Genomic DNA, 21,349 nt, shown 5'->3' with positions numbered 1-21,349 from the left:
GTCGTTCCCCGGTGCGAGCCACCACGACCCCGACCGAACGACACCAGAAGCGCCCATGAACCTCGAGCCGCTGCAGACCGCCCTCGATGCCCTGAGCGGCATCGTCTGGGGCCCGTTCCTCCTCATCCCGCTGCTCGTCGGCACCGGCCTCTACCTGACGATCAGGCTCGGCGGGCTGCAGTTCCTGAAGCTCGGCGCGGGGCTGCGGCTCGGTCTCCTCCAGCGCAAGGACGACGGCGCCGAGGGCGACATCTCGCAGTTCCAGGCGCTCACCACGGCGCTCGCGGCGACGGTCGGCACCGGCAACATCGTCGGCGTCGCGACCGCGATCGGCATCGGCGGCCCCGGTGCGCTGTTCTGGATGTGGGTGACGGGCCTGGTCGGCATGGCCTCGAAGTACAGCGAGGCCTACCTCGCCGTGCGGTTCCGCACGACCGACGACGCCGGCGAGAAGTCGGGCGGCCCGCAGCACTACCTGCAGAAGGGCATCCCGGGCCCGCTCGGCAAGGTCCTCGCGCTCTCGTTCGCCGTCTTCACCATCGTCGCCTGCTTCGGCATCGGCAACATGACGCAGGGCAACTCGATCGCGACGAACGTCGACAGCAGCTGGGGCGTGCCCACCTGGGTGACCGGCATCATCCTCGCCGTCCTCACCCTCGTCGTGCTGGTCGGCGGCATCAAGTCGATCGGCCGCGTCACGGCCGGCTTCGTGCCCGTCATGATCGTGCTCTACGTGCTCGGCGGCCTGTACATCCTCGGCGCGAACCTCGGCGGGCTGCCGGCGGCGATCGCGCAGATCTTCACGGATGCGTTCACGGGCACGGCCGCGGTCGGCGGGTTCGCGGGGTCGGTGCTCATCATCGCCGTGCAGTACGGCGTCGCGCGGGGCCTGTTCTCGAACGAGTCGGGACTCGGCTCCGCGGCGATCGCGGCCGCCGCGGCGCGCACGACGCACCCCGTGCGCCAGGGCCTCGTGTCGATGACGCAGACCTTCATCGACACGCTGATCGTGGTCTCGATCACCGGCCTCACCATCGTCGTCACGGGCGTCTGGGACGACGTCGACGAGGCGACCGGCGAGCCGATCAGCGCGGCGCTCATGACCGGCGAGGCGTTCAGCACCGGCCTGCCCGGCGAGTGGGGCCACTGGATCGTGACGCTCGGCCTGCTGATGTTCGCCTACTCGACGATCCTCGGCTGGTCGTACTACGGCGAGCGCAACGTCGAGCGGCTGCTCGGGCGGCGCTGGGTCATGCCGTTCCGGGTGCTGTTCTCGGCGGTCGTCTTCATCGGCTGCACGACGCAGCTGTCGCTCGTGTGGTCGTTCTCGGATGTCGCGAACGGCCTGATGGCGCTGCCGAACCTCATCGGCCTGCTCATCCTCTCGGGCCTCGTCGCCCGCGAGACGCGGCACTACCTGCGCCACGACCCGCACCTGCGCGCGTCGAAGGAGGAGGTCGAGGCGTTCATGGCCGACCAGCCCGGCTGGGACGAGTGGAAGGCGGGCGACCGCATCGGCACGTCGCGCATCGATCTGCGGGCTGCCGCGCGCGACTGAGCCCAGCGCAGGGCCGCTGACGGCGGCCGCTCAGGGCAGGGCAGCGCAGCGGGCGACGACCCAGTCGAGCAGCGCGTCGCGCTGCGCGTCGGGGCTCGGGAGCACGAGGTCGACGGGCCGGTCGCCGTGCTCGGCGCGGATGCGGAAGAGCGTGCCCTGCTTGTCCTCGGCGACCGCGTGCAGGTCGCAGCGGCCGGGCACGAGCGGCACCCGCACCGCGATGGGCGCCGCGCCCGCGCGCAGCTCGATGCCGAGCGGCAGCGCCTCGGCGCGCTCGCCGTCGGCCTCGAGCGCGAGGAGCACGGTCGCCGGGATCGCCTCGAGCCGCCCGAGCGGCTCGCCGTCGCCTGCCACCGGCGTCACCTCCAGCCGCAGCACCGCCGGCCCCGAGCCGTCCTGGGGGATGTCCGGCTCGCCCCACGCGAGCCCGGCCACCTCGCGCTCGAAGGCGCGCAGGTCGCAGACGGCGTCGTCGAGCGCCTCGAGCTGCCCGTCGGGGTCGGCGGGCTCCGCCTCGAGCTCCCGGCCGTCGGCGAGGCGGAGCGTCGCGCGATGCTCGAGCGGGCCCGCGTCGCACGTGGGCTCCGGCAGCGGCAGGCGCAGGTTGCGTCGCGCGCCGGGCGGGATGCGCGCCTCGTCGTCGCGCACCATCGGAGCGCTCCAGCGGCTCGACTCGTAGGCCGTCGAGGCGATCACGAGCTCGCGGTCGCCGCGGTTCGTGACGCGCAGCTCGACGTGCCCGGAGGCGACGTCGCCGCGCAGCTGCACGAGCTCGACGAGCACGTCGGGAGCTGGCCCCTCGTCGGGCGCGGGCGCGCCCGCGCAGCCGAGCGGCGCGACCGCCAGCAGGCACGCGGCGGCCAGCGCTCCGAGGCTCCGACGGCGCGGCACGTCGCCATCCTGGCACCTGCGGAGGCAGCGAGCTCCCGGCGGGGAGAACTGCCCATTCCGCCCGGCCTGGCGAGCCAGCTAGCGTCGCTCGCGACAGAGGGCGGATGGCGTCGGTCGTCGGCCTCGCGTCGAGCCGCCGGCGGCTCCTCCTCCCCGTCGGGCCGTCGGCGGCTGCCCTGCCGAGGCGCGCTCGGGAAGCGGGCCTACTGCTCGAGCGCCGCCTGGATCGCCGTCTCGAGGTCGGCGAAGTCGCGCAGCTCGAGCTGCTCGCCGTCGACGAAGAACGTCGGCGTCGACTGCACGCCGAGCGAGATGCCGGCGTTGGCGTCGAGCGCGACGCGGTCGAGCGTCGCGGGGTCGGCGACGGCGGCGTCGTAGGCCTCGAGGTCGAGGCCGAGCTCCTCGGCGTAGCCGCGGAAGACCGCCGCGGCGTCCTCGGTGCCGGCCCACTCCTGCTGGCGGTCGAAGAGCAGCTCGTGCATCGCCTCGAACTGCCCCTGCTGGGCGGCCGCCTCGGCCGCGAGCGCCGCCGGGATCGCCGCGTCGTGGCTCGGCAGCGGGAAGTAGCGCACCGCGAACGTGACCTCGCCCGCGTAGGTCGAGCGCAGCTCCTCGACGATGGGGTGGAACTGGCCGCACGCGGGGCACTCGTAGTCGAGGAACTCGACGACGACGGGTGCGCCCTCGCCCGCGTCGTCGAGGATGTGCGTGGTCTCGTCGACGAGCTCGGCGGGCGGACCGCTCACGGCGGCCGGCGCCGGCGCCGCGGTGCTCGGTTCCCACGGGCGCACGATCAGCAGCGCGGCTGCGACGATGAGGACGATCGCCCCGACGAGGACGGAGATGCTGACGGCGGCGCTTCGCGACATGCGCTCCAGGCTATCGGGGCGACGGCCATTACCCGGACCTCGACGGCGCACTGAGGGGCGCATGGGCCGGCCCGAGGAGTAGCGTGCCGCGGGTGGAGCTCGAGTTCAGCACGACCGCGATCGAATGGCGCGGCCCCGCCCCCTTCGTCTTCGCACCCGTGCCCGCCGACGAGTCGGAGCTGATCGCCGAGAGCGCCCGCGAGCTCACCTACGGGTGGGGCGTCATCCCCGTGGAGGCGACGGTCGGCGGCACGACCTTCACCACCTCGCTGTTCCCGCGCGACGGCGGCTACCTGCTGCCGCTCAAGATGGTCGTGCAGCGCGCGGAGGGCATCCGGGTCGGCGACCCGGTGCGGGTGCGGATGCGCCTCGGCCGCTGACGACCGCGTCAGCGCCGCCGAGTAGCATCGGCGTCTCACGAGGCGAAGGGGTGCGGGATGCAGCTGGCAGCACGGATCGGGGCGACCGCGGCGGTCGCCGCCCGGCGCGCGGAGCGCGCGCTCCACCGCCTCGCCCGCCCCGCCGCCTTCGCGCTCGCCCCGGTGCTGCTGGGGCAGGCGAAGCGCCTGCAGTCGGGGCTCGTGTGGCTGCCGGAGCCTGCGGGCACGCGCTCGGGCACCGTCGGCGAGGGCGACGGCGCGCCGCTGCGGCTGCTCGTCATCGGCGACTCGACCGCGACCGGCGTCGGCGCCGAGCGGCTCGACGACAGCCTCGCCGTGCAGACCGCCGCGCTCGTCGCCGACTACCGCGGCCGACCGGTCGCGTGGCGCATCGAGGGCCTCGAGGGCTCGAACGCCGCGCAGGTGCTCGAGCGGCACCTGCCCGCCGTCGGCGCGTCCGACGACGCCCCGTGGGACGCGATCGTGCTGCTCGTCGGCGCCAACGACGCGCTGCAGCTCGTCAGCCGACGCGCGTTCGCGCGCGCGATCGGCGGGCTCGTCGACGGCCTCGGGCGGCGCCTCGCGCCCGGCGGTGTGCTCGGCCTCGCCGGCGCGCCGCAGATCGACACGTTCGAGTGGCTGCCGCAGCCCATCCGATCCCTCATCGGCGGCCACGCCCGCAGCCTCGACGACGTGCTGCAGCGGATCGCCGCCGCCGAGCCGCACGTGCTGCACCTGCCGACGCCCGCGATCCTCGAGCCGCACCTGCACGCATCCGACGGCTTCCACCCGTCGGCGGCCGGCTACCGGCACTGGGCGGCGATCATCGCGCCGCGCCTCGCGCGCGCGCTGCGCGAGCGGCAGTCCGACCGCGCGCCCCACCCGTCCGCGCGGCACGGCATCGTGCCGCCGTTCCTGCTCGAGCGCCTCGCCGCGGCGGGCAGCCCCGCCGCCTCGGTCGCCGCGCACACCCTCGGCCTCGACCGCGGCATCCGCGCCGAGCGCGCCGCCGCGCCCGCGCATCGCCGGCTGCGCGCCCCCGCCCCCGCGCGCGTGCCCGGCGAGCGCCCCGCGCCCCACCGCGTCGTGAGCGACGCGCGCGGCACGACGGCGCTGCCCGGCGACCCGGTGCGCACCGAGGGCGACCCGCCCACCGGCGACCCGGCGGCCGACCAGGCCTTCGACGGGCTCGGCGACTCGTGGCGCATGCTCTTCGAGGCGCTCGGGCGCGACTCGCTCGACGGCGCGGGGATGCCGCTGCTCGCGACGGTGCACTACGGGCAGCGCTACGACAACGCGTTCTGGGACGGCGAGCGCATGGTCTTCGGCGACGGCGACGGCGAGGTCTTCGCGGGCTTCACCGGCGCGGTCGACGTCATCGGCCACGAGCTCGGCCACGGCGTGATCTCCGCGACCGCCGACCTCGTCTACCGCGACGAGCCCGGGGCGCTCAACGAGTCGATCGCCGACGTGCTCGGCGCGCTCGTGAAGCAGCACTCGCTCGGCCAGCGCGCCGACGAGGCCGACTGGCTCATCGGTGCCGGGGTCTTCACCGAGCAGGTGCAGGGCGTGGCGCTCCGGTCGATGGCCGCCCCCGGCACCGCGTTCGACGACCCGGTGCTCGGCAAGGACCCGCAGCCGGGCCACATGCGCGACCTCGTCGTGACGACCGACGACCTCGGCGGCGTGCACATCAACTCCGGCATCCCCAACCGCGCCTTCCACCTCGCGGCGACCGCCATCGGCGGGCACGCGTGGGAGGCGCCGGGCCGCATCTGGATGGACGCCCTCACGGGCCCGCTCCCCCGCACGGCCGGCTTCCGGGACTTCGCCGAGGCCACGCTCGCCGCGGCGGCCGCGCGCTACGGCGACGACGCGCGCGAGACCGGCGCGGTGCGGGCCGCGTGGGAGGCCGTCGGCGTGCTCGAGCCCGCGGCCGGACCGGCGCACGGCGACGGCGCGGAGCCGACGGATGCGGCGCCGACGCATGCGGCCCATGACGCGGTGCGGGTCGCTCGCTCGGGCGGCATGCTCGGCCGCACTCGCGCGGCCGTGCTCGAGCTCGAGGTCATCCCCGGCGCGGATCGCGAGCGGCTCGACACCCTCGTCGCCTCGGGCGCCCTCGAGGCGCTCGACGGCCAGGCGATGCCCGACGCGCCGCTGTGGCGCGTGACGGTCGAGACGCGCTGCGACGTGACGGTCGCCGAGCCGCTGCTGCCGGAGGAGGTGCTCGAGCTGCTGCGGCGCCTGCTCGAGCTCGGCGACCGGCCGCTCGGCGGCGACGAGCCGGTCGCGCACGAGGGCGACGAGCCGGTCGCGCACGAGGGCGACGAGCCGGCGTGACCTACCGGGCCGAGGCGCGGGTCGCCGCCTCGACGATCTCGAGCATGTAGGGCGCGACGACCTGCTGCGAGACGCGGCAGTCGGCGACGAAGACTCCCTCGGCGCCGCTCGCGAGCCAGGCCTCGAGCTGCGCGAGGTCGGCGAGCGTCTCGATCACCGCGCCCTCGGCGCCGACCGCGCGGCCGAGCGCGGCGAAGTCGACCTGGTCGATGAGCATGGGCTGCTCGGCGACGCCGCGCACGGCGTACTGGTGGATCTCGGCGCCGTAGGCGGCGTCGTTGACGATCACGACCACGCCGCGGCGCACCGTGCGCGCCACGCTGTCGAGGTCGGCGAGCGCCATGAGCGCTCCGCCGTCGCCCGAGACGAGCACGAGCGTGTCGTCGGGCCGGGCCGCCGCGGCGCCCACCGCGCTCGGGAACCCGAGCCCGATGGTCTGGAAGGCGGTGCCGACCATCAGCAGCCGCTCGGGGTCGGCGATCGTCAGGTGCGTCGGCGCCCACCCGATGAAGTGCCCGCCGTCCGAGACGACCACGCGGTCGTCGGGCAGGATGCGCTCGAGCGCGTGGAAGAGGCTGCGCGGGTCGAGCCGCCCGTCGGGCGCGGCCGGCTCCCCCGCCTCGCGCTCGAAGTGGATGCCCGTGACGTCGCCGAGGCCGGCCGCGGCCCACCCCTCGTCGCCGCGCGCGTGGCCGTCGCCGTCGCCGAGCAGCGCGAGCAGCGCGTCGGCCACGAGGCGCGCGTCGCCGCGCACGAGCTCGTCGACCCGCGGGTTCGTCGCTGCATCGAGCACGTCGACCTGCACGATGCGGGCGGCGGGCGCGAAGGCGTCGCCGAACCGCGTCTGGAACTGGTTGAGGCCCGCGCCGACGACGAGCACCGCATCCGCCTGCTCGATCGCGGCGGCGGCGCGCTCGGAGGCGAAGCCTCCCGAGATGCCGAGGTGCCGGTGGTCGGCGGCGAAGATGCCGCTGCCGAGCGCGCTGGAGGCGGTGCGGGCGCCGAGCCGTGCGGCGAGCGCGCGGAGCGGCTCGGCCGCCCCCGCGAGGTGCGCGCCGCGGCCGGCGAGCAGCAGCGGCCGCTCGGCGGCGTCGAGCAGCGCCGCCACGCCCGCGAGCTGCTCGGCGTCGATCGCGATGAACGGCGGCACGGGCGCGCGCTCCGCCGTGGCCACGCCACCGGTCTCCTCCTCCGCCGGCCGGTGGGCGAGGTCGTACGGCAGCGCGAGCACGACGGGGCGGCGCTCCACGAGGGCCGTCTGCGCCGCGCGGCGGGCGGCGGCACGTGCGTCTCCGGTGCCGACGACGATCGTCTCGACGCCGACTGCGGCCGCGATCGCGGCCTGGTCGACGTCCCACGGCCGCGGCCCGGTGGTCGGCTGGTCGCCGACGACGAGCACGAGCGGCACGCGCGCCTGCGCGGCCTCGGCGAGCGGCGTGAGCGCGTTCGTGTAGCCGGGCCCGTAGGTGGTGGTCGCGATCGCGAGCCCGCCGCCCGCGCGGAAGCAGGCGTCGGCGGCGGCGACTGTTGCCGCCTCGTGCCGCACGGCGGTGACGCGCATGGCGCCGCGGCGCACGACGGCGTCGAGGAACCAGGCGTTGCCGTTGCCCATGAGGGCGAAGACGTGGGACGCGTGCTGCTCGAGCTCGGCGGCGACGGCGGCGGAGACGGTGGTGGTGTCGGACACGGGCACTCCAGGGCGGGACGGAGGCTCATCCACGGCGCGGCAGCGGGTGCGGCGCGACGTGGCACGGAACCTCGACGATGGGGTTCGTGTGTGTCGCGCGCGGATGCGCGTGGTCCCATTTCTCGAGACCGGCGCGCGAGGGCGCCTGACGTGACGAGCGTAGCCGACGCGCGTCAGTCGTGGAACGTGCGGCGGGCGGCGGTCGGCAGCCCCAGCTGCGCGTCGTGCGGGTGCTCGCGCAGGTGCTCGCGCATGCGCGGGATGGCGAAGTCGACGAGTCCCCGCCCGGGCACGACGATGACGCCCGCATCGAGCAGCCGCGCGCGCTGCCTGCCGGCGTTGCCGCTCGTCGCGCCCATCCGCTCGGCGACGTCGGCCGTGGTCGCCGGCCCGTCGTCCTCGGCCATGGCGAGCAGGTAGTCGCGGTCGCGGCCCGACAGGCCGCGGAGCGCCGGCACGATGACGCTCTCGCCCATCGTCGCGTAGGCGACCTCGACGGCGTGCTCGACCGCATCCGCCGTGATCTCGTCGTCGGCAGGGCGGTGCTCCCACGCGCGCGCGCCGATCGTCTGCACGAGGAACGGGTAGCCCTCGCTCGCGCGCGCCGCGCGCTCGAGCGCCGCCTCGCCGATGGAGCGGCCGTGGGCGCGCACCGGCTCGGCGATCGCCGCTCGCGCCTCGGCGAGCGTGAGGGTGTCGAGCCGCACCTGCTGCGCGCGGCGGAAGAACGTGAGGCCGTCGGCCTCGAGCGCAGCGGCGATGGAGGCGGGCACGCCGGCCGCGACGATCGCGACGCGGCGGTCCTCGCGCAGCAGGTGCTGCACCGCGATCGCGATGCGGCGCAGCTCCTGCATCGACTCGACGGCGACCTCGTCGAGCGAGAGCAGCACGCCGGCGCCGCGCGCCTCGGCGAGCTCGACGAGCCGCGCGAGCATGCTCTCGAGCCGGGGCTCCCGCGGGTACTGCGGCACCACCTGGGTCGTCGCGCCGCCCAGCTGCGGCAGCGTGACACCGGTGAGCTCACGCGCGTAGGCCTCGGGATCCTGCGACTGCAGCAGCGCCGGCAGCCGGTCGCGCTCGAGCGCCTCGACCAGGCCGACGTGCAGCGTGCCGTGCACGACCGTCCAGCCGCGGCCGCGCGCCTCGTCCTCGACCGCGTTGAGCAGCACCGTCTTGCCGACCCCGCGCATGCCCGTGACGAGCGCGGCGCGGAAGGGCGACCACGCGCCGAGGCCGAGCACCTCGCGCCACTCGGCGAGCAGCGCGTCGCGGCCGGCGAGCAGGGGCGGCGAGATGCCGAAGCCGGGCCGGAACGGGTTGTCGTGCACGCGGACACTCTGCCACCGACCGCCCACCCGGCTCGCCGACACGGCGACAGCCCGGCCCCGCCCACCGCGCTCGGCGTGGAACGATGGCGGCATGTCCGCCACGCCGACCGCAGGCCTGCGCGCCGGGGCGCCCGCGGGCGGGCCGGTGGGCGTGCCGCGGCCGCTGCGCCTCGCGTTCTGGTGCTCGGGCATCGCGCTCGCCGCGAACGTCGGCGCCGCGCTGCTGCTGGGGCTCGAGATCGGCGACGCCGGGCTGCTCGAGCTCACGCGCAAGGCGCTCATGTGGGCGCTCGCGACCCCCATCGCCGTGGCGCTCGTGCTCATCGGGGCGCTCCGCCACGCGGTGGGCCGCTGGCACGTCGCCGCGCTCGTGCTGTGCGCGCTCGGCGACGGCCTGGGCGCCGCGACGGCCATCACGATCGTGCTGCTGGGGCTCTTCCTCGCCGGGCACCTCGTCTACCTCGCGGCGCTGTGGCCGACGCGGCGGCGCTCGCTCGCCTGGAGCTGGGCTGCGCCCGGCTACGCGTTCGTGGCGCTGCTCGCCGGCACCGTGATCGCCGCGAACGCCGGACCCTTGGCCGTGCCCGTGCTCGTGTACGCGCTCGTGCTCGCGGGCCTCGCCGCGTTCGCCGCCATCGACACCCCGGGCCTCGTGGGCGGCCTGCTGCTGCTCGCGACCGACCTCATCCAGGGCTTCGGGCTGTTCGTGCTCGAGATGCCGGATGCGCTGCGCGCGTTCGCGGTGCTCATCCCGTACGCGGCGGCGCAGGCCCTGCTCGCGCTCAGCCTGCAGCAGCGCCTCCGGCTCGGCGTCGCCGAGACATAAGCGGCGGTTATCCGCGGGCTGAGCAACACAGGCTGGACTGATGCCCGTCGCGGGTGCTGGAGTGGACCTCATGCAGCACCCCGCACCCCTCGGCATCCTCGGCGGCATGAGCTGGCACTCGACCGCCCACTACTACCGCGCGATCAACGAGCAGGTCGCCGCGGCGCGCGGCGGCCACGCCTCCGCCCGCATGCTGCTCGCGAGCGTCGACTTCGCCGAGGTGCGCGACTGCCAGCTGCGCGAGGACTGGTCGGGCGCCGCGGCGATCCTCGCCCGCGAGGCGGCGGCTCTCGAGCGCGCGGGCGCCGGCTCGATCGCGATCGCGACGAACCTCATGCACAAGGTGGCGCCCGAGGTCGAGGCCGCCATCGGGGTGCCGCTCGTGCACATCGCCGATGCCGTCGCGCACGCGGCACGCGCGGCCGGCGCTCGCACGCTCGGCATCGTCGGCACGCGCTGGGTCATGTCGGAGCGCTTCTACGCCCACCGCCTCGCCGCGCACGGCATCCGCACCGTCGTGCCCGACGCATCCGCGCAGGTCGAGCTCGACCGCATCGTCTTCGACGAGCTCACGCGCGGCGTCGTGACGGAGGCGTCGCGCGCGGCCTTCCGCGATGCCTTCGCCGCGCTCGCCGACGCGGGCGCCGAGGCGATCGTGCTCGCCTGCACCGAGATCATGCTGCTCGTCGACGCGGGCGACGCGCGCGTGCCGCTCATCGACTCGTGCGAGCAGCACGCGGCCGCCCTCGCGCGGATCGCGCTCGGCGAGGCGTCAGCCGACGCGCTCGCTCCAGAGCCGCCGCATGGCGTCGAGCACGGTCTGCACCGCGGGAACGCGCTCCGCGCCGTGGCGGTGGCGCAAGGAGACCGTCCGGCCTGAGCCGTCGGCGAGCGGCGCCACCACCACGTCGTCGCGCGTGAGCACCCGCAGCGCCATGTCGGGCAGCAGCGTGACGGAGCCGGTGGCGGCGACGAACGACTGCGCCGCGACGAAGTCGTCGGTCTCGAACTGGATGCGCGGGGCGAAGCCGGCGTCGGCGGCGAGGGCCTCGAGGTGCGACCGGCAGCGCTCGCAGCCGCCCACCCAGTCGGCGCTCGCGAGGTCGGCGATGTCGACGGGGCGGCCGTCGGCGAGCGGGTGGTCGCGCGGCAGCACGATGCGCGACGGGTCGGGGCCGAGCTCGATGCGCGCGAGCTGCACCTCGTCGTGCAGCTCGTCGTACTCGAAAGCGACCGCGACGTCGGCGTCGCCGGCGAGCACCGCCTCGATCGCCTCGGGCGGCTCGACCTCGATGACGCGGGCCGTGAGGCCCGGCACGGCGACCCGCGCCGCGGCGATCGCGCGGGGCACGAAGTCGGCGAGCGCCGACGGGAACGCCGCGATGGTGACGGTGCCGGCGCCCTCGGCGAGCGACGCGAGCTCCGCCTCCGCGGAGCCCAGCAGCCCCGCGATGCCGTCGGCGTGGCGCAGCAGCCGCTGGCCGGCCTCGGTGAGCGTGACGCCGGTCGACGAGCGCAGCAGCAGCGCCTGGCCGACCTCCTCCTCGAGCAGCCGGATGTGCTGGCTCACGGCGGGCTGCGTCCACCCGAGCGCGCGCGCCCCGCCCGAGACGGAGCCCTCGCGCGCGACCGTGCGGAAGATCAGGATGCGTCGCGGGTCCAGCTGCATGGGTCAAGCATGCCGCACTCCTCCGGCGAGCCCGCTACTCCCCCGGCATGCGCACGGGCGCGTCGATCGCGCCCGTCGGCGTCTCGTCGCGCGTCGCGGTCGCGTGCCTGCGCGCGGCGAGCAGCTCGACGGCGTACATGGCACCGAGGATCATGCCGCCGCCCACGAGCAGCCGCCAGGTGAGCTGCTCGCCGCCGAACGCGATCGCGAACGCCGTCGCCCACACGGGCTCGGCGGTCATGATGACCGCGGCCCGGGTCGCGCTGATCTGGGCCTGCGCCCACGTCTGCACCCACATGGCGCCGATCGAGGCGAAGACGACCATGTACGCCATCGACAGCCACTGGCCGCCGGTGTCGGGCAGCGTGATGCCGTCGGGCGCGCCGCCGGCGAGGCACACGAGGCCGATGACCCACAGCTGCACGATCGAGATGCCGAGCGCGTGCTCGGTGGTGGCCCAGCGCGCGGTGGCGATGATGTGGAGCGCGTAGGCGAGCGCCCCGCCGAGCGTGAGCGCCTCGCCGACGCCGAACGAGATGCCGGTGAGCGTGAGCACGACGAGGCCCGCGGCGGCGACGGCGACCGCGACCCAGGTGCTGCGCTCGATGCGGTGGCGCAGCGCGAGCGCGGCGATGAGCGGCGTGAGCACGACGTACAGGCCGGTGAGGAACCCGGAGACGGATGCGGGGGTCGTCTCGAGGCCGATCGTCTGCAGGATCTGCGCGGCGGTGTAGAGGCCGCCGAGCGCGGCCGAGCGCAGCAGCAGCGGTCGCCCGAGCCGGGCGATCGACCGCCATGCGATGAGCGTCATGACGACCGCGGCGAGCAGGAACCGCACGCCGAGGAAGTCGAGCGACGGCACGTGCTGCACGAGGTCGCGGATGAGGAAGAAGGTCGAGCCCCACACGATCGTCAGGGCCACGAGCAGCGCGGTCGCGAGCCGAGTCGTCCCTGTCGCTGCCACCGGATCAGCCTAGGGCGGTAGCGTGACCGCCATGGACCAGCAGCAGCAGATCGAGATCGTCGACAACGCCGAGGCGCGCCGGTTCGAGGCGCACCTGGACGGCGCCCTGGCGGGCTTCGCCGACTACCGCGACGCCGACGGGGTGCGCTCCTTCGTGCACACCGAGGTCGACCCGTCGTTCGGCGGGCGCGGCGTCGGCTCGCAGCTCGTCGATGCGGCGCTGCGCGCCACCATCGCCGACGGCAAGCGCGTGCGGCCGCTCTGCTCGTTCGTGCGCGCGCGTGCCGCCGCCGACGAGTTCGCGGTGCACGTCACCGGCTGAGCCGGGCTACTCCCCGAAGCGGTTCCGCGCGAGCGCCTCGATCGCGGCGAGCGCGTCGCTGGCGTCGGGGCCCGTCGCCTCGAACACGACGCGCGAGCCGCGATCGAGCCCGAGCGCGAGCACGCGCAGCATGCTCTTCGCGTCGACGCCCTCGACGGTGACGGCGGCGTCGAAGCCGCTCGCCGTGCGCACGAGCTCTGCGGCCGGTCGGGCGTGCAGCCCGTGCTCGTTGTCGAGCACGAGCTCGAGGCGCTGCGCCTCGCCCGCGGGCTCGTCGCCCGCCTGCGCGGGCGCGGCCTCCGCCTGCCGCCCCTCAGCGGCGGCGACGACCGCCTCGAGCCCGTCGCCCGACTCGGCGGCGACCGCGGCGGCGACCGCGCCCTCGACGATCGGGGCGTCGGCGATGCGGATGCGCTCGGGCGCCTCCGCGAGCTCGAGTGCGGTCTCGGCCGTGAGCACGGCAGAGCCCAGGTCGCACAGCACCACGACGCCGTCGCCGGACTCCGCCTCGGCGAGCGCCGCCTGGATGCGGTCGAAGCTCGTGCCGATGCCCCCGTCGTCGGTGCCGCCGGCGGGCGCGATCGTCACGCTCGGCGCCATCTGCGCCGCGAGCTCGACCACGCCCTCCGCGATCCGGGCGGAGTGCGAGACGACGACGAGCCCGACGGTCACCGCGTCTCCGCGGCGGCGCGCAGCATGAGCGCGGTCGACTCGGCGCCCGGGTCGCGGTGCCCGATCGCCCGCTCCCCGAGGTACGAGGCGCGCCCCTTGTGGGCGACGAGCGGCTCGGTGGCGACGGCTCCCGCCTGGGCGGCCTGCGCGGCCGCCTCGAGCACGGCGCGCACGTCGTCGCCCGCTGCCGCGGCGGCGTCGACGGCCGGCGTCCACGCATCCACCATCGTCTTGTCCTGCAGCTCGGCCTTGCCCCGCGCGACGATGCCGTCGCGCGCCGCGGTGAGCACCTCGACCAGGCCCGCCGCATCGAGCGCGTCGCGCTCGCCCGCCGCCATCGCGCCCTTGAGGAACGCGGTGCCGTAGAGCGGACCGGCGGCGCCGCCGACCGTCGAGATGAGCGTCGTGGCGACGAGCTTCAGCACGGCGCCGGGCGTCGCGCCGTCGTCGAGCGCGTCGAGCTTGCCGAGGACCGCCTGGAAGCCGCGGTCGAGGTTCTCGCCGTGGTCGGCGTCGCCGATCGCGCGGTCGAGCGCCGTGAGCTCGGCCTTGCGGCTCGAGACCGCGGCGGCGACCGCCTCGATCCAGCGTCGCGTCCAGGCGCCGTCGAGGTGCTGCTCGGCCACCTCAGCGGCCCCAGCGGAGCGCCGCGGTCTGCACCGGCGCGTCGTAGAGGTCGAGCAGCTCGTCGTCGACCTGCAGGAGCGTGATCGACACGCCCTGCATCTCGAGGCTCGTGACGTAGGAGCCGACGAGCGAGCGGGCGAGCTCGATGCCGCGCTCGGAGAGGATCTCGGCCGCGCGACGGAAGACGATGTAGAGCTCCGACAGCGGCGTGCCGCCCATGCCGTTGGCGAGCAGCACGACCCGGTCGCCCTTCGAGAAGGGCAGGTCCTCGAGGATCGGCTCCATGAGGCGGTCGACGATGCGGTCGGCGGGCTCGAGCGCGATGCGCTCGCGGCCGGGCTCGCCGTGGATGCCGATGCCGATCTCGACCTCGTCGTCGCCGAGGTCGAAGCTCGGCTCGCCCGCGTGCGGCACGGTGCACGGCGCGAGCGCCATGCCCATCGAGCGCACCCGGCTGTTGACGGTGCGCGCGACCTCGGCGACCTGGTCGAGCGTGTCGCCGCGCTGGGCGGCTGCACCCGCGAGCTTCTCGACGAGGAGCGTGCCCGCGACGCCGCGCCGGCCGGCCGTGTAGAGCGAGTCCTTGACCGCGACGTCGTCGTCGACGACGACCGACTGCACCTCGATGCCCTCGGCGAGCGCGAGCTCGGCGGCGGTCTCGAAGTTCAGCACGTCGCCGGTGTAGTTCTTGACGATGTGGAGCACGCCCGCGCCGGCGTCGACCTGCTTCGTCGCCTCGAGGATGGGGTCGGGCGTCGGCGACGTGAACATGGCGCCCGGCACCGCGGCGTCGAGCATGCCGAAGCCGACGAAGCCCGCGTGCAGGGGCTCGTGGCCCGAGCCGCCGCCCGAGACGAGCCCGACCTTGCCCGCCACCGGCGCATCCGCGCGCACGACGGCGAACGGCGGGTCGACCACCACTCGCACGAGGTCGGCATGAGCGGCGGCGAAGCCTGCGAGGCCCTCGTCGACGGTCTTGGCGGGGTCGTTGATGAGCTTCTTCACGGTGGCTCTCCTTCGGACGACAGCGGGTCTGTGCTCACGCTACGCCTCGACCGCTGGAAACTCGACGGATCATCTGAGACATCCTCCAATCGACTCCACACAGCCAACCCATTGCTGGTTACAGTGGCGATACCACCCGAGCGGGCGGTACGGGCGATGAGGCCCGTGGACGAGAAAGCAGGGTCCTGTGGACGATCCGAACATCGGTCTGATTTTCCTGTCCGAGCTGGTGGGCACCGCGATGCTCGTCCTGCTCGGCTGCGGCGTGGTCGCCAACGTGGTGCTGAAGGGCAACAAGGGCTTCGGCGGCGGCTTCCTGATGATCAACTTCGGCTGGGGCTTCGCGGTGTTCGCCGGTGTCACCGTCTCCATCTACTCGGGCGCGCACATCAACCCGGCCGTGACCTTCGGCCTGCTCGCGAACTCCCTCGCGACGGGCGCGGAGTACAACTGGGCGGCGCTCCCGGCCTACCTCGGCGGCCAGTTCCTCGGCGCCTTCCTCGGCGCCGTGCTCTGCTGGCTGGCCTACAAGCAGCACTTCGACATCGAGGAGGACCCGGGCGCCAAGCTCGGCACCTTCTCGACCGGCCCCGGCATCCGCAACACCGGCTGGAACCTGATCACCGAGATCATCGGCACCTTCGTGCTGGTCTTCGTCGTGATCGGCTTCGGCGCGCAGAACGGCACCGAGGACGGCGTGCCCGCCGGCCTCGCCGCGCTCGGCGCACTCCCTGTGGCGCTCCTCGTCGTCGGCATCGGCGCCTCGCTCGGTGGACCCACCGGGTACGCCATCAACCCCGCCCGCGACCTCGGACCGCGCATCGCGCACGCGGTGCTGCCGATCCGCGGCAAGGGCGACAGCGACTGGGGCTACTCGTGGATCCCGGTCGCCGGCCCGATCATCGGCGGCGTGCTCGCAGGGCTCGCCGCGCCGGCGCTGATCGCGACGATCGCGGCGGCCTGAATCGACGGGGAGGGGGCGGATCGCCCCCTCCCCTCCTCTTTCCCTGCACGCATCCACCACCAAACGAAGGAGTTCCGGTGAACGACTACGTCATCGCCATCGACCAGGGCACGACCTCCACCCGTGCCATCCTCTTCGACCACGCCGGCAGCATCGTCTCCACCGGCCAGCTCGAGCACGAGCAGATCTTCCCCCAGGCCGGCTGGGTCGAGCACGACCCGAAAGAGATCTGGAACAACACCCGCGAGGTGATCGGCCAGGCGCTGTCGAAGGCCAACGTGACCCGCCACAACGTCAAGGCGATCGGCATCACCAACCAGCGCGAGACCGCGGTGGTCTGGAACAAGCAGACCGGCGAGCCGGTCTACAACGCGATCGTCTGGCAGGACACCCGCACGCAGAAGATCGTCGACCGCCTCGCGGCGGGCGACACCGACCGCTACAAGCAGAAGGTCGGCCTGCCGCTCGCGACCTACTTCTCGGGCACGAAGATCGTCTGGATCCTCGAGAACGTCGAGGGCGCGCGCGAGGCGGCCGAGGCGGGCGACCTGCTCTTCGGCACGACCGACTGCTGGGTGCTCTGGAACCTCACCGGCGGCGTCAACGGCGGCGTGCACGCGACCGACGTCACGAACGCGTCGCGCACGCTGTTCATGGACCTCGAGTCGCTCGAGTGGGACGACGCGATCCTCGCCGACTTCGGCGTGCCGCGCTCGATGCTCCCCGAGATCAAGCCGTCGTCGGGCGAGTTCGGCGTCGCGGCCTCGGAGTCGCTGCTGCGCGAGACGCCCATCACGGGCATCCTCGGCGACCAGCAGGCGGCCACCTTCGGCCAGGCCGCGTTCGACAAGGGCGAGGCGAAGAACACCTACGGCACGGGCAACTTCCTCATCTTCAACACCGGCGAGGAGATCGTCCACTCGAAGAACGGCCTGCTCACGACCGTCGGCTACAAGATCGGCGACGAGCCCACCCACTACGCGCTCGAGGGCTCGATCGCGGTGACCGGCTCGCTCATCCAGTGGCTGCGCGACAACCTGGGCCTCATCCCCGACGCCCCGGCGGTCGAGCAGCTGGCGAAGTCGGTCGACGACAACGGCGGGGCGTACTTCGTGCCGGCGTTCTCGGGCCTGTTCGCCCCCTACTGGCGGCCGGATGCGCGAGGCGCGCTCGTGGGCCTCACCCGGTACGTCAACAAGGGCCACATCGCGCGGGCGGCCCTCGAGGCGACCGCGTTCCAGACGGCGGAGGTCGTCGACGCGGTGAACGCCGACTCGGGCGTCGACCTCACCGAGCTCAAGGTCGATGGCGGCATGATCGCCAACGACACGCTCATGCAGTTCCAGGCCGACATCCTGCGGGTGCCGGTCATCCGCCCGGTGGTCGCCGAGACGACCGCGCTCGGCGCCGCCTACGCGGCCGGCCTCGCGGTCGGCTTCTGGGGCTCGCTCGACGAGCTGCGCCAGCAGTGGCAGGAGGACCGCCGCTGGGAGCCGCAGATGGACCAGGAGGCGCGCGACCGCACCTACCGCAACTGGAAGAAGGCCGTGCAGAAGACCCTCGACTGGGTCGACGACGACGTCGAGTGATCCCTCGAGCTCGAGGGTGATCGGAGGGGGCGGCTGCGGCCGCCCCCTCCTCGCGTCGGAGCGCTCGGTGTCAGAGCGCTCGGTGTCAGAGGGCGCGGTGTCAGAGGGCGCGGTACTGCGGGTCGGTGATCCAGATGATCGCGGCCGCGATACCGAGGATCACCATCGCCGCCCTGGCCGTCGAGACCGCGAGCACGATCGATGCCCACCAGTCGTCGTCCTCCGAGAGCCGGCCGCGCGCGACCGGCTGCTTCGCCGAGATCGCGACCGCGATGGCCAGCAGGTCGAGGCCGGCGAGCGCGAGGATGAGCGCGGAGCGCAGCCGCGGCCGCTCCCCCGTGCGCGATGCGCGCCCCGAGCCGTGCGGCTCGGCGACGTTCGCGACCGGCAGCAGTGCGCGCATCCACCCGTCGAGCCACCACGCGAGCAGCACGAGGCCCAGCAGCAGCGCGAGCAGCACCGAGCGCACGAGCGCCTCGTCGGCGATCGACACCTGCTCGGCCCACGGGTCGGCGGCGAGGCGCGGGCGCAGCAGCGGCAGCGCCCGCCCGAAGAAGGCGGCGCCGGCGGTCGCGTAGCCGAGCACGACGATGAGGATCGTGAGGGGGTGGCGCATCCGCACGAGCATCCACGCGACGATGAGCGCGCCGCCGGCCAGGAAGTCGATCGCGTCGAACGCCCCGTACGTCGTGGCGCCGAGCAGCGTCGTCGACTGCATGAGCACGATCGGCACCTGCGCGATCGCGTACAGCACGATGCAGAAGACCGCGCCGATGCGGTAGCCGAGCGAGGCCGGGGCGACGACCGCGGCGAGCATCAGCAGCAGCACGCCGATGCCGCGGAGCGTGACCGAGGGCACGATCGCCGGCGGCCGGTGGAGCAGCAGCGTGAGCCCGTAGCACGCGAGCAGGCCGCCGACGGCGAGCGCGGCGAGCAGCAGCGACCGCGAGCTGCGGTCGGCCCAGCCGAGCCGCCAGGTGTGCCAGACCTCGTCGCCCGACCAGGATGCCTGCCGCTGCACCCGGTGGTGCTCGGTCGCGGTGCCGCTCACCCGCTCAGCCCGCGGCGGCGGCGCGCCACGCCTCGAGCGTGCGGGCGGCCGCGCCCGAGTCGATCGACGCCGTCGCGGTCGCCAGCTCCTCGGCCATGCGCTCCTTGAGCGGGCGGTCCTTCTGGCGCGGGTCGCTCTCGAGCCGCCACGCGACGAGCGCCGCGGCGGCGTTCAGCAGCACGATGTCGCGCACCGGCCCGGGCTCGCCCGCGATGGTGCGGCGCAGCACCTCGGCGTTGTGCTCGGGCGATCCGCCGCGCAGGTCGTCGAGGCTCGCGCGCGGGATGCCGAGCTCGCGCGGGTCGATGTCGTGCTCGACGACGTCGCCGCGCGAGACCTCCCACAGCTCGGAGTGGCCGGTGGTCGTGAGCTCGTCGAGCCCGTCCTCGCCGCGGACGACGAGCGCCGTCGCGCCGCGGGTCGCGAAGACGCCCACGAACTGCTCGATGATGTGCTTGTCGGCGACCCCCACGACCGAGACCTCCGGGCGCGCCGGGTTGACGAGCGGTCCGAGGTAGTTGAAGACCGTCGGCACGCCGAGCTGCGCCCGCACCGGGGCCGCGTGGCGGAAGCCGGGGTGGAAGCGCATCGCCCAGGCGAACGAGATGCCGGCGGCCTCGAGGATGCGCCGCACCTCGGCTGGGTCGTCGCTCGCGGGCACGACGCCGAGCACGTCGAGCACGTCGGATGCGCCGGAGGACGACGAGACCGCGCGGTTGCCGTGCTTCAGCACCGGCACGCCGGCGCCCGCGACCACGATGCTCGCCGTGGTCGAGATGTTGACGGTGTGCTGCCGGTCGCCGCCCGTGCCGACGATGTCGACCACCCGCGACTCGCCCGGGAGCGGCACCGCCGCCTCGAGGATCGCGTCGCGGAAGCCGACGAGCTCCTCGGCCACGACGCCCTTGGCGCGCAGCGCGATGAGGAAGCCCGCGGTCTGCGCCTCGGAGGCCCGTCCGGCGACGACCTCGGCCATCGCCCACTCGGCCTGCCGGATCGCCAGATCCTCGCCCTCCAGCAGCGTCTCGAGCACGCATGGCCAGGTCAAGAGACGATCCATTGCTCCAGCCTATCTTCGCGCGGCACGCTGGCCGTCCGGGTCCGGACCCCGGGCCGATCTGTCACTAGGATGGATGTCGTGTCCACTACTGCGCTCTCCACGTCGCCGTCGGCGCCGATGATCAGGCGGCCGAACACCGTTGCGGTCGGCACGATCGTCTGGCTCGGCAGCGAGGTCATGTTCTTCGCCGGCCTGTTCGCGATCTACTTCACGCTCCGCTCGATGTCGGGCGACCTGTTCGCCACCGAGGCCGAGCAGCTGAACGTGCTCTTCGCGACGATCAACACGGCGATCCTGCTGGCGTCGAGCTTCACCTGCCAGGCGGGTGCGAACGCGGCGGAGCACCACCAGGCGTTCCGCACCGGCAGCGCGCTGCAGCTGTCCAAGTGGGGCATGGTCGAGTGGTTCTACCTCACCTACGCCATGGGCGCGGTCTTCGTCGTCCTGCAGGTGTTCGAGTACGTCGTGCTCGTCGGCCACGGCATCACGCTGTCGTCGAACTCCTACGGCTCGGCGTTCTACATCACGACCGGCTTCCACGGCCTGCACGTGACGGGCGGGCTCTTCGCCTTCCTGTTCGTGATCGGCCGCGCGTACGCGGTGAAGCGGTTCGGGCACAAGGAGGCGACGAGCGCGCACGTCATCTCCTACTACTGGCACTTCGTCGACGTGGTCTGGATCGGCCTGTACCTCGTCATCTACTGGCTCAAGTAATCGGTTGGTGAGCAACATTGGCAACTCGTAAGAAGACCGGCCGCAGGCACCCCCTGGCGAGCGCGGCGATGCTCCTCATCGGCCTGGTGGCCGCGGGCGGCGCCTCGGCGGCGGTGAGCACCGTGGCCAACGCCGAGCCGGCTGGCACCGCTCCGCGCGCGCAGCAGCTGACCGTCGAGGACGGCCAGGAGCTGTTCCGCGCCAACTGCGCCTCCTGCCACGGCTTGAACGCCGAGGGCACCGAGAACGGCACGAGCCTCATCGGCGTGGGCGCCGCATCCGTCGACTTCCAGGTCATGACCGGCCGCATGCCGATGGCCTACTCCGGCCCGCAGGCCGAGCAGCGCGACCCCATGTTCACGCAGGAGCAGTCCGACGCGATGGGCGCATGGGTCGCCTCGCTCGCGCCGGGGCCCGAGGTCCCCTCGGACGAGCTCCTCGACGTGTCGCAGGTCGACGAGGAGGGCGTCGCGCGCGGCGCCGAGCTCTTCCGCATCAACTGCGCCATGTGCCACAACGTCGCCGGCGCCGGCGGCGCGCTGACCGAGGGCAAGTGGGCCCCGCACCTGCGCGACATCGACCCGGCGCACGTCTACGAGGCGATGCTCACCGGCCCGCAGAACATGCCGGTCTTCAACGACGCCAACATCAGCCCGGAGCAGAAGCGCGAGATCCTCGCGTACCTCGACTACCTCGACGAGAACCCGTCGGTGGGCGGCTTCGACCTCGGCAGCCTCGGACCGGTGTCGGAGGGCCTGTTCATCTGGATCTTCGGCCTCGGCGGCCTCGTGGCCGTCTCGGTCTGGCTCACCTCGAAGCCGAACTGATCA

The 21,349-nt window shown here is 74.1% G+C and carries 21 protein-coding genes; 10 read left to right on the top strand and 11 right to left on the bottom strand.

The window, feature by feature from the left end; all coding sequences use genetic code 11:
• The first annotated feature begins 55 nt into the window (after nt 1-55).
• Nucleotides 56-1,558, top strand: coding sequence for a sodium:alanine symporter family protein (locus MU522_RS10705; protein WP_246990929.1), 1,503 nt, complete (start codon nt 56-58; stop codon nt 1,556-1,558).
• Between the two features lie 30 nt (nt 1,559-1,588).
• Here the strand turns inward: MU522_RS10705 and MU522_RS10700 are convergent, their stop codons facing one another.
• Nucleotides 1,589-2,449 carry a hypothetical protein gene (locus tag MU522_RS10700; protein WP_246990928.1) on the bottom strand — a complete coding sequence of 287 codons (861 nt, stop codon included), beginning with the start codon at nt 2,447-2,449 and terminating at the stop codon, nt 1,589-1,591.
• 203 nt (nt 2,450-2,652) lie between these two features.
• Nucleotides 2,653-3,318 carry a thioredoxin domain-containing protein gene (locus MU522_RS10695; protein WP_246990927.1) on the bottom strand — a complete coding sequence of 222 codons (666 nt, stop codon included), beginning with the start codon at nt 3,316-3,318 and terminating at the stop codon, nt 2,653-2,655.
• Between the two features lie 92 nt (nt 3,319-3,410).
• Between MU522_RS10695 and MU522_RS10690 the strand changes: the two genes are divergently transcribed.
• On the top strand, nt 3,411-3,698 hold the full coding sequence (locus MU522_RS10690; protein WP_246990926.1) for a DUF1905 domain-containing protein: 288 nt from the start codon (nt 3,411-3,413) through the stop codon (nt 3,696-3,698).
• A gap of 57 nt (nt 3,699-3,755) precedes the next feature.
• The gene (locus tag MU522_RS13305; RefSeq protein WP_348645596.1) at nt 3,756-6,041 is read left to right on the top strand and encodes a protealysin inhibitor emfourin; all 2,286 of its coding nucleotides are present in this window, start codon (nt 3,756-3,758) and stop codon (nt 6,039-6,041) included.
• Nucleotide 6,042: 1 nt separating this feature from the next.
• Here the strand turns inward: MU522_RS13305 and MU522_RS10675 are convergent, their stop codons facing one another.
• Nucleotides 6,043-7,728 carry a thiamine pyrophosphate-binding protein gene (locus MU522_RS10675; protein ID WP_246990925.1) on the bottom strand — a complete coding sequence of 562 codons (1,686 nt, stop codon included), beginning with the start codon at nt 7,726-7,728 and terminating at the stop codon, nt 6,043-6,045.
• Between the two features lie 173 nt (nt 7,729-7,901).
• A complete protein-coding gene (locus MU522_RS10670) occupies nt 7,902-9,056 on the bottom strand; it encodes an ATP-binding protein (protein WP_246990924.1) in 1,155 nt (384 codons plus the stop codon).
• A gap of 91 nt (nt 9,057-9,147) precedes the next feature.
• On the opposite strand from MU522_RS10670, the gene MU522_RS10665 reads away from it, so the two are divergent.
• Both MU522_RS10665 and MU522_RS10660 read left to right on the top strand, forming a co-directional pair.
• Nucleotides 9,148-9,882 carry a lysoplasmalogenase family protein gene (locus MU522_RS10665; RefSeq protein ID WP_246990923.1) on the top strand — a complete coding sequence of 245 codons (735 nt, stop codon included), beginning with the start codon at nt 9,148-9,150 and terminating at the stop codon, nt 9,880-9,882.
• Nucleotides 9,883-9,922: 40 nt separating this feature from the next.
• The gene (locus MU522_RS10660) at nt 9,923-10,762 is read left to right on the top strand and encodes an amino acid racemase (protein ID WP_246990922.1); all 840 of its coding nucleotides are present in this window, start codon (nt 9,923-9,925) and stop codon (nt 10,760-10,762) included.
• Here the strand turns inward: MU522_RS10660 and MU522_RS10655 are convergent.
• Together MU522_RS10655 and MU522_RS10650 are read right to left on the bottom strand one after the other, a co-directional pair.
• Complete coding sequence (locus MU522_RS10655) at nt 10,655-11,551, bottom strand: LysR family transcriptional regulator (protein ID WP_246990921.1); 897 nt, start codon at nt 11,549-11,551, stop codon at nt 10,655-10,657. The genes MU522_RS10660 and MU522_RS10655 overlap by 108 nt on opposite strands.
• Nucleotides 11,552-11,585: 34 nt before the next feature.
• On the bottom strand, nt 11,586-12,515 hold the full coding sequence (locus MU522_RS10650; RefSeq protein WP_128189962.1) for a DMT family transporter: 930 nt from the start codon (nt 12,513-12,515) through the stop codon (nt 11,586-11,588).
• Between the two features lie 31 nt (nt 12,516-12,546).
• Here MU522_RS10650 and MU522_RS10645 point away from each other — a divergent pair, with 31 nt between their 5' ends.
• Nucleotides 12,547-12,837: a GNAT family N-acetyltransferase gene (locus tag MU522_RS10645; RefSeq protein WP_128189961.1), complete on the top strand. Its 291-nt coding sequence runs from the start codon at nt 12,547-12,549 to the stop codon at nt 12,835-12,837.
• 6 nt (nt 12,838-12,843) lie between these two features.
• Here MU522_RS10645 and dhaM read toward each other — a convergent pair whose 3' ends face one another.
• Genes dhaM through dhaK form a run of 3 tightly spaced genes read right to left on the bottom strand, consistent with a single transcriptional unit; the run spans nt 12,844 to nt 15,141 of the window.
• A complete protein-coding gene (gene dhaM / locus MU522_RS10640) occupies nt 12,844-13,509 on the bottom strand; it encodes a dihydroxyacetone kinase phosphoryl donor subunit DhaM (RefSeq protein WP_246990920.1) in 666 nt (221 codons plus the stop codon).
• A complete protein-coding gene (dhaL, locus tag MU522_RS10635; RefSeq protein ID WP_246990919.1) occupies nt 13,506-14,135 on the bottom strand; it encodes a dihydroxyacetone kinase subunit DhaL in 630 nt (209 codons plus the stop codon). The genes dhaM and dhaL overlap by 4 nt, the downstream gene beginning before the upstream one ends.
• Before the next feature lies 1 nt (nt 14,136).
• Nucleotides 14,137-15,141, bottom strand: a complete 1,005-nt coding sequence (gene dhaK, locus MU522_RS10630) for a dihydroxyacetone kinase subunit DhaK (RefSeq protein WP_246990918.1) — start codon at nt 15,139-15,141, stop codon at nt 14,137-14,139.
• A gap of 187 nt (nt 15,142-15,328) precedes the next feature.
• Here dhaK and MU522_RS10625 point away from each other — a divergent pair, with 187 nt between their 5' ends.
• Nucleotides 15,329-16,105 (top strand): MIP/aquaporin family protein, encoded by a 777-nt coding sequence (locus MU522_RS10625; RefSeq protein ID WP_246990917.1) that lies wholly within the window; start codon nt 15,329-15,331, stop codon nt 16,103-16,105.
• 77 nt (nt 16,106-16,182) lie between these two features.
• The gene (gene glpK, locus MU522_RS10620) at nt 16,183-17,694 is read left to right on the top strand and encodes a glycerol kinase GlpK (protein ID WP_128189956.1); all 1,512 of its coding nucleotides are present in this window, start codon (nt 16,183-16,185) and stop codon (nt 17,692-17,694) included.
• 100 nt (nt 17,695-17,794) lie between these two features.
• Here glpK and MU522_RS10615 read toward each other — a convergent pair whose 3' ends face one another.
• Together MU522_RS10615 and trpD are read right to left on the bottom strand one after the other, a co-directional pair.
• Nucleotides 17,795-18,745 (bottom strand): hypothetical protein, encoded by a 951-nt coding sequence (locus MU522_RS10615; RefSeq protein WP_128189955.1) that lies wholly within the window; start codon nt 18,743-18,745, stop codon nt 17,795-17,797.
• Nucleotides 18,746-18,749: 4 nt separating this feature from the next.
• Nucleotides 18,750-19,805, bottom strand: a complete 1,056-nt coding sequence (gene trpD / locus MU522_RS10610; RefSeq protein WP_246990916.1) for an anthranilate phosphoribosyltransferase — start codon at nt 19,803-19,805, stop codon at nt 18,750-18,752.
• Nucleotides 19,806-19,874: 69 nt separating this feature from the next.
• On the opposite strand from trpD, the gene MU522_RS10605 reads away from it, so the two are divergent.
• Complete coding sequence (locus tag MU522_RS10605; protein ID WP_128189953.1) at nt 19,875-20,519, top strand: cytochrome c oxidase subunit 3; 645 nt, start codon at nt 19,875-19,877, stop codon at nt 20,517-20,519.
• 68 nt (nt 20,520-20,587) lie between these two features.
• A complete protein-coding gene (locus MU522_RS10600) occupies nt 20,588-21,346 on the top strand; it encodes a c-type cytochrome (RefSeq protein WP_246990915.1) in 759 nt (252 codons plus the stop codon).
• Nucleotides 21,347-21,349: the final 3 nt, after the last annotated feature.

The organism is Agrococcus sp. SCSIO52902 (genome assembly GCF_022983135.1).
GTDB classification, from domain to species: Bacteria; Actinomycetota; Actinomycetes; order Actinomycetales; family Microbacteriaceae; genus Agrococcus; species Agrococcus sediminis.
This window is presented reverse-complemented; position numbering and strand designations above follow the sequence as displayed.